This window comes from Rhizobium sp. WYCCWR 11146, from assembly GCF_013591995.1.
GTDB classification, from domain to species: Bacteria; Pseudomonadota; Alphaproteobacteria; order Rhizobiales; family Rhizobiaceae; genus Rhizobium; species Rhizobium indicum.
The window spans coordinates 90,689-105,059 of record NZ_JACCEY010000016.1; the positions used below are offsets into that span (position 1 = coordinate 90,689).

The following is a 14,371-nucleotide window of genomic DNA, read 5'->3' on the forward strand; positions in this document are numbered from 1 at the left end:
GCCTTGGAGATCCAGCCGGCGTCGATGACGACGTTCAGATTGTCCTTGGTGATCGCAAGCGGCTTCAGGAAGACCGACTGCATTTCAACGCCCTTCGGGCCGCCCTTGAAAGCCTGGGCGCCGTCGATCTTGCTCATGTCCTTGCCGCCGGCGAGGTCGAGAGCGATTTCAGCGGCGCGCTGGCCGAGTTCGCGGCTGTCCTTCCAGACGGAAACCGTCTGCGTGCCGAGAGCGATGCGGTTGAGGGCTGCCTTGTCACCGTCCTGGCCGGAAACCGGAACGGAGCCGGCCAGACCCTGCGCGTCGAGCGCCGCGATGGCGCCGCCGGCAGTGCCGTCGTTGGAAGCGACGACGGCGTCAACCTTGTTGTTGTTGGCGGTCAGGAACTGCTCCATGTTGCGCTGAGCGTTCTCCGGCAGCCAGCCGTCGGTATAGGCTTCGCCGACGTTCTTGATCTTGCCGGCGTCGATAGCGGCCTTCAGCACTTCCTGCTGGCCCGAGAACAGGAAGTCTGCGTTCGGATCGGAAGACGAGCCCTTGATGAAGACGTAATTGCCTTCCGGCTTGGCCTTGAAAACGCCTTCAGCCTGCAGGCGGCCGACTTCCTTGTTGTCGAAGGTGATGTAGAAGGCAGCCGGGTTTTCGATCAGGCGGTCATAGCCGACGACGGGGATGCCTTCAGCGGCGGCCTTTTCGATGGCCGGGCCGATCGCATCGGAGTCCTGGGCGAGAATGATCAGCGCGTTGGCGCCCTGCGAGATCAGCGATTCGACGTCGGTCAGCTGCTTTGCGGCAGAAGACTGCGCGTCAGCGGAAATATACTTGGCGCCCTTGGCTTCGAGAGCCTTCTTGATGGCGGCTTCGTCCGTCTTCCAGCGTTCTTCCTGGAAATTCGACCAGGAAACACCGACGACGAGATCGGCAGCCATGGCAGCGGTATGCACGGAAACGAGGATGGCAGCACCCGCCATCAATTTCAAAATAGACTTCATAATGTCCTCCCGAGTGGATTGCGACCGGCCCAGCCCATGCTTCCTCCGGCCACCGCGAATAGCTGTCGAGAAAGGTTCGGATTTTTTTCTCGACAGTCGAGAAATTTAGTGTCAGAGATTTTTTCAACTGTCAACACTGCACTGCCAGCTTAATTTCCTTGCGAAACAGCGGCTGGAGATGCAGTGGAAACCACGGGAAGAGCAAGCAGGAGGAGAGGGCGGCATTCATGCTGACCAAGTCGAGCACGGAGCTGGTCCGGCAGAGAAACAGCGTGCTCGTGCTGTCCGTGCTGCGTCGCCACGGTGCGCTCGCGCATACCGAAATATCCGATTCCACCGGGCTGTCATCGGCCACCATCTCGGCGATCACCACTGAGCTGGAAAAAGCCCAGGTCATCGAAAAATCGGAACAGCAGCCGGCAAGCGGCCGCGGCCGGCCGCGCGTGCTGCTGCGCCAGCGGCGCGATTGCGGCTATCTCATCGTCGTCATCATCTCCTCGGATGCGGTGCAATATTCGCTGGTCGATTATGCCGGCAAGCTGATCGACCGCTTCAGCGAGGAACGTTCCCATGATCCTGCGGGTGCCGTCCGCTTTGTCGCGGCGGTGCGGGCCGGGCTTTTGCGGATTCTCGATCGCTCGAAGATCAGCCAAGAAAAGGTGCTGCTGATCTCGATCAGCAGCAAGGGGCTGGTCAATTCCACCGAGCCGGTTCTCGTCTGGTCGCCGATCTTCGGCAGCGAGCAGATCGATTTCGAATCAGCACTCCGGCCGGAATGGCAGGCCAAGGTGATCCTCGACAACGAGACGCTGCTGGTCGCGGCAGCGCTCGGCGCGCGTGAGGAGATCTTGAAGGGCGCCGATTTCCGCTCGCTCGCCGCCCTTTCGCTCGGCCATAGCGTCGGGCTCGGCATCGTCAGGCGCGGGAACCAGACGGGCCAGGAAATATCGGCACCCAATTTCGGGCACATGCTGCACATGGCCAATGGCGGGCTCTGCCGCTGCGGCACACGTGGCTGCATCGAGGCCTATGCCGGTTTCTACGCGATCCTGCGCAGTGCCTTCGAAGTGCCGCTCGATACGATCCCCGCAAAGTTCGTGCCGGTGGCGGAACTGGACAAGATCGCCGCAAAGGCGCGCCAGGGCCACCGCGTCCCCGCCTTTGCCTTCCGCCAGGCGGGGCTGGCGCTCGGCAACGGGCTGTCGCGCATGCTGAGCCTGACGGAGCGCATGCCGATCGCCATCACCGGGCCGGGCACGCGTTATTACGACCTGCTTCGGCAAGGGATCGAAGAGGGTCTCGGCCAATCGCATATCGTGCGCATGGAGGGCATGCCCGAGATCAGGGTGGTGGCCGACGAGCAGATTCTCGTCTTCGAAGGACATCTGAACCGGGCGCTGTCGGTGATCGACGAGGATATCGTTCTGTCGGGCGTTCAGGGAATCCAGGCATCGGCGATTATTCAGGAATCGGGGTGAGGGTTTCTTTCAACCGACGTGTGGTGATTGCAGCAGCAACGGGCCAGTCGGTAGTATGCGACTTTGAGGGGTGTGCCGTGCCAGCCCCCTCTGGCCTGCCGGCCATCTCCCCCACAGGTGGGGAGATCACAAGTGGCTAAACCTTACCGCCCGTCTAGCGTTTCGTCGTGCTGTGATGCCTGTTGTCGGGCGAGCGCGCGCCCAGCCAATCTCCCCACCTGTGGGGGAGATGGCCGGCAGGCCAGAGGGGGGCGTCGCAGCACGCCGTTCACCAAAAGATCTCTGAAACGCGAAATGGCCGGGCAAGCGCCCGGCCATCTCATGCATGGCTTCCGGTCCGGAGAGGGCCGTCAGCCGATCTTGATGAGCTTGCCTTCCTTGACGGACTGGACCGCGGCATCGGCGAGTGCCAGCGCTGCGAGACCATCGGCGCCTGATGGAGAGATCTTCGAGCCCTTCTCGATCGCCGAAATGAAGCTGGCGATCTCGTTGGCATAGGCTTCGGTGTAGCGGGTCATGAAGAAATCATGCAGCGGCGGGCGGGTATAGCCGTCGCCGTTGGCGACTTCGATCGAAACAGGACGCTGGTTCTCGGCGGAGACGAGGCCCTTGGAGCCGTGTGCCTCGATACGCTGGTCATAGCCATAGGTGGCGCGGCGGGAGTTGGAGATGATCGCCTGCTTGCCGGATGCGGTCTGCAGGATCACCGAAACGCTGTCGTAGTCGCCAGCTTCGCCAATCGCCTTGTCGACGAGAACAGCAGCGGTCGCGAAAACCGACACCGGTTCTTCGCCGAGCAGGAAGCGGGCCATGTCGAAATCGTGAATCGTCATGTCGCGGAAGATACCGCCCGACCGCTTGATATAGTCGACCGGCGGGGCGCCGGGATCGCGCGAGGTGATCGTCACCATCTCGACATCGCCGATCTTGCCTTCGTCGATGACCTTGCGGACAGCCATGAAATGCGGGTCGAAGCGGCGGTTGAAGCCGACCATCAGCTTGGCGCCGGTCTCTTCCACCACCTTGATGCAGGCCTTGACGCGGGCGACGTCGAGATCGATCGGCTTTTCGCAGAAGATCGCCTTGCCGGCGCGGGCGAAGCGCTCGATCAGGTCGGCATGGGTATCCGTCGGCGTGCAGATGACGACGGCGTCGATATCCTTGGCGGCTTCGATCGCCTCGATGGTGCGGACCTCGCAGCCATAGGCGGAGGCGATGGCTTCAGCTGCCTGCGGAAAGGCGTCGGCGACCGCGACGAGCTTTGCATTGGCGTCGCTGCTGACAGCCTTCGCATGAACCTTGCCGATGCGGCCGGCGCCAAGAAGACCAAATCTCACTGTCATTCCAACCTCCCTTGAATTCGGAACAAATAAACCGAATTGTCAAATTTCTGGAATTTTCATTCCACCTTCTCTGCGTCGCGTCAAGGCCTCGGATCTTTCACATTTGCAAGATTCGAACCAGAGCATTTCCGGCTCGGATTGAAGCGTTCTGCTGGAGCCGGCTTCTCGAACATTCGATACCGTTTGAGCCAACAGAATACTTTAATCTGGCCAGGAAAGGCTTTAGAGACAAGCGCGGCACAGGCCGAGGGCAGTGCGACATATCCGACCGCGGGGTAAAGATGCAGCTGATCGATCCGAACCATCCGGCATACCGGCGCCTTTGGGTGCGAGTTGCCATCGTTGCCGTCTGCTTCGGCTGGGCCGTGGTCGAGTTCGTCACCGGCGATCCGTTCTGGGGCGTGCTCGCGGGCGGGGCGGGCGCCTATTCCTTCTATATATTGTTCTGGACCTTCAAGCCGCAGCCACCAGCCGCCGAGCCGGCCGCGCAGCCTGACGCCGAGGAAGAAGAAGGGCCTGCGGCGACCGCTGAAAAGCCTTCCAAGGACGGGCAGGCGGAATAATCAGCGGGCGATTCGCCGCAGCGCTTCGATCAGCAGATTGGCGAGCATCATCCGCTTCGTCGCATTGTCGAGGAAGGGCAGAGGCAATACCGTCGGGGGTGCTGGCCGGCGGTGTGGGTGTCTCTATATGCTGATCTGGGCCTTCACCGGACACGGCGGCAGTAGTCACACCCGATGACGCGGGCGGGGACGAGCGGCAGTAGACGAAGAGAAGAGGGCCGAATAATCGAAGCGTGGCGCGATCTTTCCGATGCGCGCCACGCTTGACGTTTTTGTTTGATACGATCGCAAAACCGACGCACGGCTTCGCGTGCAGCCAGCCCGATCTCCGGCGCATTCCCGTCCTGTCAGAGTGACAGTTCCTTGGCTTTCGCGTCGATCTTTTCGCAGGCATCCCCGAATGGATCGTGCATCGGGACCAGCGGCGAAACGCCGAGCAGGAGAAGCGCTTTCAAATGTGACCAGCCACCTCCCAGCAACGGCGCAAAAGATGTCATCACGATGCGTTCCTTGCCATAGAGGCGCTCGTACTCTGGAAAATTGCAGAAGTTCTCGTGATTGCTGTTCTTCAGATGGAAGGACTCGGCCTCAGCACCTTCGGCAAGGATAGCTTCGTGCGTATCGAGCATGACGGCATAGTAATCGATCGATACGTCGGCGGCGGGAGTGACCGATGCAATCGTCTTGCCGTTCACGAGGTCCTTCACCTGGATCAGAATGCCGTTCAGGTGCAGCGCATGGCCAGGCGACAGATAGAGATCCGAATGAGGTGTGTGCCCGTCCAGTGCGTGGCGGGAAACCCGGATCGGCACGACGTCCTTCTGCCAGCGCGCGCCGCTCTTCTTGAAACTTTGGCGGCCGACCCACTTTACCGGACGGGTGCTACCGTCAGGAAGGGCAATGCGATCGCCGATGCGCAGATCCTCGACAGGCTTCTCACCGCAATCCGTGAGGATCGCCGTTCCCCGCAGGAAACATTGTGGGCCGCTCCCGCTGCCGCCACCGCCACTGGAGCCACCACTTCCGCCTGAGCCACCGCCCCCGCCAGAGCCGCCGTTTCCACCGGTGCCGCCCCGTCCCCAAAGCCGCCCCAGCGCGTTGGCCGGAGAGGTGGTAATTGCTGTGGCCAAGGCGGCCACGCCGGCAAGACGAGCTCCGGCGGCTGCGGCTACACCTAGAAAATGTCTGCGCGCAGTATTGCGTGGTAGCTTCGGATCTTCCGTAGATGACATGTCGGCGCTCTCCTGAAAACATTTACACCGCCCTATGTTACACTGGGTTGTATCGCATTCAATTTCGCTAAATTGCGCTAGGTCCTACCGACAAGGGCGTAGGCATGGTCTACGGGGGTCCCGAAATACGCTATTGCCGGTAGTAAAAAGCAGCATATTTCTCTGCTACCCGAGCGCGAAAGAATCAGACTGAGCACCATGAGCACCGGTTGAAGCGCAGGAAAAACAGCCCATATAGAGCTCGCGAATCGAGCCGGAAACGGCGGCTCTTCCAAAGCCTCGGAATGTTTGCCTGCGTTCGCGAGAAAGCTTCAGCTGTGCGACAGGCGGCGCATCGCGTCGTCGATCAGCAGATTGGCGATCATCATGCGCCTGTTGGCATTGTCGCGGAAAGGCTCTGCGACGCCATCAGGATGATTGGCCTTGGCAAAGGCGCGCCGCTTCTCGTTCAGTGTCTGTTGGGTATCGGCGGCAACGATCGCCAGTTCTGCAGCGATCTCTTCCGGAGCGATGCGGGCGAGATGGTCCGGCATGACGGGCTCGGGTGGAGGCGCAGACGCCGGTTCCTCCGCGAGCGCGGCGGCGGGATCGAGATCCAGATTGTCGAAATAGGCCTGGCCGACGCGTTGTGAGGCGGCCGAGACACCTTCCATGACATCGAAGGCAAGCCCGGTCGCAAGGCCCGGCACCCGATGGGCCGCCGGCGCCTCGGCGCCTTCGTCCGTCTCGTCCTCCGCCTTCAGCCGCTCGAGGACTGATTGAAATACCGACTGCCCGAACAGCATCCCGCCTTCCTTGAGAGCATTTCCGCTTTTTCTTCGAACCACGGAAATGCTCTATCTCCTTGTTCACGCAATTCCGGACGCAAAACCACTACACACTTTTGCTGGAATTGCTCGAGGCGTATTAAAAGAGAGCAAGATGGCGCAGGGCTTGCGGCTGTCGTCAGCCGGCCTGCTTGCGGCTCTCCTCGAGGATGATGTCGTAGAGCAGCCTTGCACTCGGCGGCAGCGCCCGTTCTCTGGCGGTGATCATGCTGTAGGGCTTGACGTTGATGTCGAAATCGATCGGCAGCATGCGCACATCGGAAGCCTTCGAGCCCTGGCTTGCAAGGAACTGCGCGACATCGACGGCGACGGGAGCGATCGCATCGGTTTCGCAGATGATGGCGCAGGTCAAAAGCAGCGAGGAGGTGTTGACGATGTTTTCGGGCAACGCCACGCCACGCGACAGGAAGACGTCCTCGATCGTGCGGCGCAGCAGCGTACCCGGCGGCTGGAACACCCAGTCGTAATCCCTGACCTCGGCGAGGCTGCTCGTCTTTTGCTTCATGAGCGGATGGCGGCTGCGCACGATCAGGCAAGCCCGTTCGATGCCGATCTCCTTCACCTCGAACAGGCGCGGATTGAGATCATCGGGAATGCGGCCGATGATGAAGTCATGGCGGGCGGCGAGCAGCTCGCGGGCAAGCACGTTGCTCGTCTCCACCTGGATGTTGATCTCAATGCCGGGATAGGCCTTGCGCACCTTGTTGATTGCCGGCACGACGAGGCTCATGGCCGGCGCCGTCACTGCGCCGATGAAGACCGAGCCGCCCTTGCCGCTTTTCAATTCACCGATCTCGCGGCTCGCCTCGCGCAGCTCCAGGAGGATCTTCCGAGCCCTTCGAGCAAGCGCTGCGCCGAAGGTCGTCAGCACCACGCCGCGGGCCACGCGCTCATAGAGCGACGTCTTGGTGATCGATTCCATTTCGGACAACATCCGCGACGCGGCAGGCTGCGAAATGTTCAGAACCTCGGCTGCGGCGGAAATCTGTCCGCTATCTTCGATTGCGACGATCATGCGCAGGTGATTCAGCTTAAGTCCTGCGCGTAACAGGCTGTCATCGCCGAAATTATCGCTGTGGATATCGACGTGATCCATCGAAAATGGCTCAGAAACAATCGTCATGGTTGCAGCCTCCTCACTGCGCTCCATCAAAAGTAATACTTTTTAACGATATACCAAAATTGTTATGCATATTACCACTTATTCTATTTGACAGTTATAGGAATCCATACCAGTTTGCCGCCGTGTGCTGGTTGGCACTCAACACGTGTGAGATCGTGGAGGAGACCTACTTCGTTTCTCACCATCTGAAGTAACTATCCAATACGGAACCTGCCACAGTTTCGGGGCGGGCGATTTTTCGTCCGCTGCTCTATTAACAAGGGAGAGAGAAATGAAATCCATTATCTCATTGATGGCTGCGGCTGCCTTCGGCGTCGCTTCGTTCGTTATGCCGGCAATGGCGCAGGACAAGGGGCTTGTCGGCATCGCGATGCCGACGAAGTCTTCGGCTCGCTGGATCGACGACGGCAACAACATCGTCAAGCAGCTCGAGGCCGCTGGCTACAAGACCGACCTGCAGTATGCTGACGACGATATTCCGAACCAGCTTTCGCAGATCGAAAACATGGTCACCAAGGGTGCCAAGGTTCTCGTCATCGCTTCGATCGACGGCACGACGCTTTCCGACGTTCTCCAGAAGGCTCATGACGCCAACATCAAGGTGATCGCATACGACCGCCTGATCCGCGACTCGGCCAACGTCGACTACTACGCCACCTTCGACAACTTCCAGGTCGGCGTTCTGCAGGCTGGCTCCATCGTCGACGCCCTCGGCGTCAAGGACGGCAAGGGCCCGTTCAACATCGAACTGTTCGGCGGTTCGCCGGACGACAACAACGCCTTCTTCTTCTATGACGGCGCAATGTCGGTTCTGCAGCCTTACATCGACAGCGGCAAGCTCGTCGTGAAGTCCGGCCAGACCGGCATGGACAAGGTCGGCACGCTGCGTTGGGACGCTGCAACGGCCCAGGCCCGCATGGACAACCTGCTCTCGGCGAACTACACCGACGCCAAGGTCAATGCCGTCCTGTCTCCCTATGACGGTCTGTCCATCGGCATAATCTCGTCGCTGAAGGGCGTCGGCTACGGTACTCCGGACCAGCCGCTCCCGGTTGTTTCCGGTCAGGACGCTGAAGTTCCGTCGGTCAAGTCGATCATTGCTGGCGAACAGCACTCGACGGTCTTCAAGGACACCCGCGAACTCGCCAAGGTCACCGTTGCCATGGTCGATGCCGTCATGTCCGGCAAGGAGCCCGAGGTCAACGACACGAAGACCTACGACAACGGCGTCAAGATCGTTCCGTCCTATCTGCTGAAGCCGGTTGCCGTCGACAAGACCAACTACAAGCAGATCCTCGTCGACGGCGGTTACTACACCGAAGACAAGCTGAAGTAATGAGAGGGACCGGAACCCGCGCTTGCGGGTTCCGGTCTTCGATTTTATGATCGCCTAGCCGCTCGACGGCTGGAGGCGCTGGAACTTTGACTATGGACAATACCATCCTCGAAATGCGGAGCATCACCAAGACGTTCCCGGGCGTCAAGGCGCTGGAGAACGTGAACCTCAAGGTTCGCCAGGGTGAGATCCACGCATTGGTGGGCGAAAACGGGGCCGGCAAATCGACCCTGATGAAAGTGCTATCAGGCGTCTATCCGACAGGAAGTTATGAAGGCGACATCGTCTATGAAGGCGAGACGCGCAACTTCAGGGTCCTGAAGGACTCCGAAGAAATCGGCATCGTCATCATCCACCAGGAACTGGCGCTCGTGCCGCTGCTTTCGATCGGCGAGAACATCTTCCTCGGCAACGAGAATGCCAAGAACGGCGTCATCAGCTGGGAAGAGACGTTCAACCGCACGAAGAAGCTGCTGACCAAGGTGGGTCTGCGGGAATCTCCGAACACGCTGGTCACCGACATCGGCGTCGGCAAGCAGCAGCTCGTCGAGATCGCCAAGGCGCTGTCGAAGAGCGTCAAGCTGCTCATCCTCGACGAACCTACCGCTTCGCTCAATGAAAAGGACTCGGACGCGCTGCTCAATCTGCTGATCGAGTTCCGCAACCAGGGCATCACTTCGATCATCATTTCCCACAAGCTGAACGAGATCCGCAAGGTCGCCGACCAGATCACGGTCCTGCGCGACGGCATGACCGTCAAGACGCTCGACTGTCACACGGACGAGATCAGCGAAGACATCATCATCAAGAACATGGTGGGCCGAGATCTGGCCGACCGTTATCCGCCGCGCTCCGTGCCGATCGGCGAGACGATCTTCGAAGTGAAGAACTGGAACGCCTATCACCAGCAGCACCGCGACCGCCAAGTGCTGCACGACATCAACGTCAACGTCCGCAAGGGCGAGGTCGTCGGCATTGCCGGTCTCATGGGTGCCGGCCGCACCGAATTCGCGATGAGTGTTTTCGGCAAATCCTATGGCCACAAAGTCAGCGGCGAGGTCTTCGTCAATGGCAAGGCTGTCGATGTCAGCACTGTGCGCAAGGCGATCGACGCCGGTCTTGCCTATGTCACCGAGGACCGCAAGCAACTCGGTCTCGTGCTCAGCGACAGCATCCTGCACAATACGACGCTTGCCAACCTCAATGGGATTTCGAGCAATAGCGTCATCGACGACATCAAGGAGATGAGGGTCGCGACCGATTACCGGTCGAAGCTGCGCATCCGCTCCTCCGGCGTCTTCCAGGAAACGGTCAATCTTTCGGGCGGCAACCAGCAGAAGGTCGTGCTGTCGAAGTGGCTGTTTTCCGATCCCGATATTTTGATCCTCGACGAGCCGACCCGCGGCATCGACGTTGGCGCAAAGTACGAAATCTATACTATCATCAACCAGCTTGCCGCCGATGGAAAGGGCGTTCTGATGATCTCGTCGGAAATGCCCGAACTGCTTGGCACATGTGACCGCATCTACGTGATGAACGAAGGACGCATCGTCGCGGAATTGCCGAAGGGAGAAGCAAGCCAGGAAACTATCATGCGCGCTATCATGCGCTCAGGGGAGAAGAGACAATGACTCCGGTCAACCCGACAACCGAGCATAGCAACGTCGTTTCCGTTGCCGATTATATCCGCGGCAATATTCGTGAATACGGCATGCTCATCGCACTCGTCGCGATCATGGTGTTCTTCCAGTTCTATACCGGCGGCATTCTCTTCAAGCCGGTCAACCTGACGAACCTTGTTCTGCAGAACTCCTTCATCGTCATCATGGCGCTCGGCATGCTGCTCGTCATCGTCGCCGGCCATATCGACCTGTCGGTGGGCTCGATCGTCGCCTTCGTCGGCGCGCTCGCGGCGATCTTCACCGTGTCATGGGGCATGAATTTCTGGCTTGCCGGACTGATCTGCCTGATCGTGGGCGGTATCATCGGCGCGGCTCAGGGCTATTTCATCGCCTATCATCGCATTCCGTCGTTCATCGTGACGCTCGCCGGCATGCTTGTTTTCCGCGGCCTGACGCTGACAGTTCTGAACGGCAAGAATATCGGTCCGTTCCCGAAGGAGTTCCAGGTTATCAGCACCGGCTTCCTGCCGGGCGACATGATCGACATTGCCGGCACACCCGTGCAGTCGACCTCGCTGATCCTGACCGTGATCCTGCCTGTCATCCTCTTCTACCTCGCCTGGCGCCGCCGCAAGGTGAACGAAGACCACGGGATCGATGTCGAGCCGATGGGTTTCTTCATCGTCCAGAACCTGGTCGTTTCGCTCGCCATCCTGTGGATCGGCTATCTGCTCTCCACCTATAAGGGCCTGCCGAACGTTCTCGTCGTCATGCTGGTGCTGATTGCGATCTACGCCTTCATCACTCGCCGGACCACGATCGGCCGTCGCATCTATGCCATGGGCGGCAATTCGAAGGCGACCAAGCTTTCAGGCATCAATACCGAGCGGCTGAGCTTCTACACCTTCGTCAATATGGGCGTGCTTGCAGGCCTTGCCGGCATGATCATCGCGCTTCGCCTGAACTCGGCAACGCCGAAGGCCGGCGTCGGTTTCGAGCTCGACGTCATTGCGGCCTGCTTCATCGGCGGCGCCTCGGCGTCCGGCGGCGTCGGCAAGATCACCGGCGCGGTCATCGGCGCGTTCATCATGGGCGTCATGAATAACGGGATGTCGATCGTCGGGCTCGGCATCGACTTCCAGCAGATGGTGAAGGGCCTCGTGCTTCTCGCCGCAGTGTTCTTCGACGTTTACAACAAGAACAAGGGCTGAGCGCCTCAAGGCGCCAGCCAGGCATTCGCAGTCCTATGAATGATGGATTCCGGCTCCTGATGGAGCCGGACAGGCGGAGCTTTTTCCTGTCTTCGCCGAAACGAGAAGGATCGAAGACGTGCTTATTTCACAGATCAAGGGTGCAAACGGAGAGATCATCGTCGCCGTGCGTGAGCAGGGCGACGCTGCAAGGTCGGTCAAGAACGCCGTCAGCGTCTATGCGCTGGCGATGGAAGCCGCAGACGGCGGCAAGTCTCTTGCCTCGGTCATCGAAGCCCATGGCTACGGCGATGCCGTCGATCTTGAAAAGGCCTATGCGGAAGGCCGCTTCCTTCCGCCGATCACCCATCCAGATGCCGCGCACCTGCATCTGACCGGCACCGGCCTGACACATTTGGGCTCGGCGGCAACGCGCGATTCCATGCACAAGAAGACCACCGAAGCCGCCGAGGAAACCCTCACGGACTCGATGAAGATGTTCAAGATGGGTCTCGAGAACGGCAAGCCGAAGGCCGGCGAAAAGGGCGTCCAGCCCGAATGGTTCTACAAGGGCAACGGCCATGGCGCCGCAGCCCCCGGCGCGCCGCTCATCTCGCCTTCCTTCGCGCTCGACGGCGGCGAGGAGCCGGAGATGGCCGGCATCTACGTGATCGCCAAGGACGGCTCGCCCTTCCGTATCGGTTTTGCGCTGTCGAACGAATTTTCCGATCACGTTACCGAGCGGATCAACTATCTCTATCTCGCCCATTCGAAGCTGCGCCCGGCCAGCTTCGGCCCGGAAATCCGCGTCGGCGCGGCGCCTGAGGATATTCGCGGCACTTCGCGCATCAAGCGCGGCGACAAGGTGATCTTCGAAAAGCCGTTCCTATCAGGTGAGGCGAACATGTCGCACACCTTCGCCAATCTGGAATATCACCATTTCAAATATGGCCTCTTCCGTGCTCCGGGCGATGTTCATGTCCATATGTTCGGCACGGCGACCCTTTCCTTTGCCGACGGCGTCAAGACCGAAGAGGGCGACGTCTTCGAGATCGAAGTTGCCGAATTCGGCCTGGCGCTCCGCAACCCGCTGAAGGTGGCCGCCGAGGAAGAGATCGCCGTCAGGCAGCTGTAATTCAGGACCTGGCCGCATTCGGCGGCCGGCTCTTTGCTCGTAAACGGTAAAGGAGGCTTGTTAAGCCCATGACCATTTATCAAAATCTGATCGCCGGCGAATGGGTCGGCTCGAACGCGACGAAGAACATCAACCCGTCGGATACGAATGAGGTCGTCGGCCTCTATGCCGACGGAAGCGCTGATGACACGAGAAACGCCATTGCCGCCGCCAAAGCCGCCTTCCCGGCCTGGTCGCTCTCCGGCATCTGGGAGCGCCACGTCATCCTGAAGAAGACGGGCGACGAGATCATGGCGCGCAAGGACGAACTGGGCGCGCTGCTTGCCCGCGAAGAAGGCAAGACGCTGCCGGAAGCCACCGGCGAGGTGATCCGCGCGTCGCAGATTTTCGAATTCTTCGCCGGTGAAGCGCTCAGGCTGGCCGGTGAAGTCATTCCGTCGGTTCGCCCGAATATCGGCGTCGAGATCACCCGCGAGGCGCTCGGTGTCATCGGCATCATCACGCCGTGGAACTTCCCGATCGCCATTCCGGCCTGGAAGATCGCGCCGGCGCTCTGCTACGGCAACACCATCGTGTTCAAGCCGGCCGAACTGGTGCCCGCCTGTTCCTGGGCGATCGTCGATATCCTCAACCGCGCCGGCCTGCCGAAGGGCGTGCTGAACCTCGTCATGGGCAAGGGCTCGGTCGTCGGCCAGGCCATGCTCGAAAGCCCCGACGTTCACGGCATCACCTTCACCGGTTCCACCGGCACCGGCAGGCGCGTCGCCGCCGCCTCCATCGAGCATAACCGCAAGTTCCAGCTGGAAATGGGCGGCAAGAACCCGATGGTCGTGCTTGACGATGCCGATCTCAACGTCGCCGTCGAGGCCGCCGCCAATTCCGGCTTCTTCTCGACCGGCCAGCGCTGCACCGCTTCCTCGCGCCTGATCGTCACCGAAGGCATCCACGACAAGTTCGTCGCGGCACTCACCGACAAGCTGAAGACACTCGTCGTCGACAACGCGCTGAAGGCCGGCACACATATCGGCCCCGTCGTCGATGAGCGGCAGCTGAAGACCGACACCGACTATATCGAGATCGGCAAGTCGGAAGGCGCCAAACTCGCCTTCGGCGGAGAGGTGATCTCGCGCGACACGCCCGGCTTCTACCTGCAGCCGACGCTGTTTACCGAAGCGACCAACCAGATGCGCATTTCGCGCGAGGAGATCTTCGGGCCTGTGGTCTCGGTGATCCGGGCGAAGGATTACGACGAGGCGCTTGCCATCGCCAACGACACGCCGTTCGGGCTCTCCGCCGGCATCGCCACCACCAGCCTGAAGCATGCCACGCACTTCAAGCGCAATTCCGAGGCCGGCATGGTGATGGTCAACCTGCCGACGGCAGGCGTCGATTTCCACGTGCCGTTCGGCGGCCGCAAGGGCTCGTCCTACGGCCCGCGCGAGCAGGGCAAGTACGCCGCCGAATTCTACACAACCGTCAAGACCGCCTACACCCTGGCTTGAGACAAGTGCGATAACCCGGGCCGTACGA

Annotated in this window: 12 protein-coding genes; 7 read left to right on the forward strand and 5 right to left on the reverse strand. The window is 60.3% G+C overall.

What is annotated here, in order from left to right; all coding sequences use genetic code 11:
• On the reverse strand, window positions 1-992 hold a 992-nt coding region (gene xylF, locus HX899_RS10405; protein WP_181292578.1), incomplete at its 3' end, for a D-xylose ABC transporter substrate-binding protein.
• A gap of 227 nt (window positions 993-1,219) precedes the next feature.
• Between xylF and HX899_RS10410 the strand changes: the two genes are divergently transcribed.
• Window positions 1,220-2,470 carry an ROK family transcriptional regulator gene (locus tag HX899_RS10410; RefSeq protein ID WP_138386850.1) on the forward strand — a complete coding sequence of 417 codons (1,251 nt, stop codon included), beginning with the start codon at window positions 1,220-1,222 and terminating at the stop codon, window positions 2,468-2,470.
• A 350-nt stretch (window positions 2,471-2,820) separates the two neighbouring features.
• Here the strand turns inward: HX899_RS10410 and iolG are convergent, their stop codons facing one another.
• Window positions 2,821-3,813, reverse strand: coding sequence for an inositol 2-dehydrogenase (gene iolG, locus HX899_RS10415; protein ID WP_138330291.1), 993 nt, complete (start codon window positions 3,811-3,813; stop codon window positions 2,821-2,823).
• A 281-nt stretch (window positions 3,814-4,094) separates the two neighbouring features.
• On the opposite strand from iolG, the gene HX899_RS10420 reads away from it, so the two are divergent.
• Window positions 4,095-4,376, forward strand: coding sequence for a hypothetical protein (locus HX899_RS10420; protein WP_181292388.1), 282 nt, complete (start codon window positions 4,095-4,097; stop codon window positions 4,374-4,376).
• 347 nt (window positions 4,377-4,723) lie between these two features.
• Here the strand turns inward: HX899_RS10420 and HX899_RS10425 are convergent, their stop codons facing one another.
• The 3 genes from HX899_RS10425 to HX899_RS10435 form a co-directional block, all read right to left on the reverse strand.
• Window positions 4,724-5,608: a Hint domain-containing protein gene (locus HX899_RS10425; protein WP_180195029.1), complete on the reverse strand. Its 885-nt coding sequence runs from the start codon at window positions 5,606-5,608 to the stop codon at window positions 4,724-4,726.
• A gap of 311 nt (window positions 5,609-5,919) precedes the next feature.
• Window positions 5,920-6,393, reverse strand: a complete 474-nt coding sequence (locus HX899_RS10430; RefSeq protein ID WP_138330293.1) for a hypothetical protein — start codon at window positions 6,391-6,393, stop codon at window positions 5,920-5,922.
• 160 nt (window positions 6,394-6,553) lie between these two features.
• Window positions 6,554-7,558, reverse strand: coding sequence for a LysR family transcriptional regulator (locus HX899_RS10435; protein ID WP_129421650.1), 1,005 nt, complete (start codon window positions 7,556-7,558; stop codon window positions 6,554-6,556).
• Between the two features lie 271 nt (window positions 7,559-7,829).
• On the opposite strand from HX899_RS10435, the gene chvE reads away from it, so the two are divergent.
• The 5 genes from chvE to HX899_RS10460 all read left to right on the forward strand — a co-directional run bounded on the left by chvE (window position 7,830) and on the right by HX899_RS10460 (window position 14,343).
• Window positions 7,830-8,894, forward strand: a complete 1,065-nt coding sequence (gene chvE / locus HX899_RS10440; protein ID WP_029872335.1) for a multiple monosaccharide ABC transporter substrate-binding protein — start codon at window positions 7,830-7,832, stop codon at window positions 8,892-8,894.
• A gap of 92 nt (window positions 8,895-8,986) precedes the next feature.
• A complete protein-coding gene (gene mmsA / locus HX899_RS10445; RefSeq protein ID WP_181292389.1) occupies window positions 8,987-10,525 on the forward strand; it encodes a multiple monosaccharide ABC transporter ATP-binding protein in 1,539 nt (512 codons plus the stop codon).
• Window positions 10,522-11,727, forward strand: a complete 1,206-nt coding sequence (mmsB, locus tag HX899_RS10450; protein ID WP_011653085.1) for a multiple monosaccharide ABC transporter permease — start codon at window positions 10,522-10,524, stop codon at window positions 11,725-11,727. The genes mmsA and mmsB overlap by 4 nt, the downstream gene beginning before the upstream one ends.
• Window positions 11,728-11,845: 118 nt before the next feature.
• On the forward strand, window positions 11,846-12,841 hold the full coding sequence (araD1, locus tag HX899_RS10455) for an AraD1 family protein (protein ID WP_181292390.1): 996 nt from the start codon (window positions 11,846-11,848) through the stop codon (window positions 12,839-12,841).
• Window positions 12,842-12,909: 68 nt separating this feature from the next.
• Window positions 12,910-14,343, forward strand: coding sequence for an aldehyde dehydrogenase family protein (locus tag HX899_RS10460; protein ID WP_181292391.1), 1,434 nt, complete (start codon window positions 12,910-12,912; stop codon window positions 14,341-14,343).
• Window positions 14,344-14,371 lie beyond the last annotated feature (28 nt).

Bases quoted from the DNA above. Each gene is read 5' to 3' on its own strand.
- HX899_RS10430 (WP_138330293.1), bottom strand. From the start codon at position 6,393: ATGCTGTTCGGGCAGTCGGTATTTCAATCAGTCCTCGAGCGGCTGAAG.
- HX899_RS10410 (WP_138386850.1), top strand. From the start codon at position 1,220: ATGCTGACCAAGTCGAGCACGGAGCTGGTCCGGCAGAGAAACAGCGTG.
- HX899_RS10435 (WP_129421650.1), bottom strand. From the start codon at position 7,558: ATGACGATTGTTTCTGAGCCATTTTCGATGGATCACGTCGATATCCAC.
- mmsA (WP_181292389.1), top strand. From the start codon at position 8,987: ATGGACAATACCATCCTCGAAATGCGGAGCATCACCAAGACGTTCCCG.
- HX899_RS10420 (WP_181292388.1), top strand. From the start codon at position 4,095: ATGCAGCTGATCGATCCGAACCATCCGGCATACCGGCGCCTTTGGGTG.
- HX899_RS10425 (WP_180195029.1), bottom strand. From the start codon at position 5,608: ATGTCATCTACGGAAGATCCGAAGCTACCACGCAATACTGCGCGCAGA.
- mmsB (WP_011653085.1), top strand. From the start codon at position 10,522: ATGACTCCGGTCAACCCGACAACCGAGCATAGCAACGTCGTTTCCGTT.
- chvE (WP_029872335.1), top strand. From the start codon at position 7,830: ATGAAATCCATTATCTCATTGATGGCTGCGGCTGCCTTCGGCGTCGCT.
- iolG (WP_138330291.1), bottom strand. From the start codon at position 3,813: ATGACAGTGAGATTTGGTCTTCTTGGCGCCGGCCGCATCGGCAAGGTT.
- HX899_RS10460 (WP_181292391.1), top strand. From the start codon at position 12,910: ATGACCATTTATCAAAATCTGATCGCCGGCGAATGGGTCGGCTCGAAC.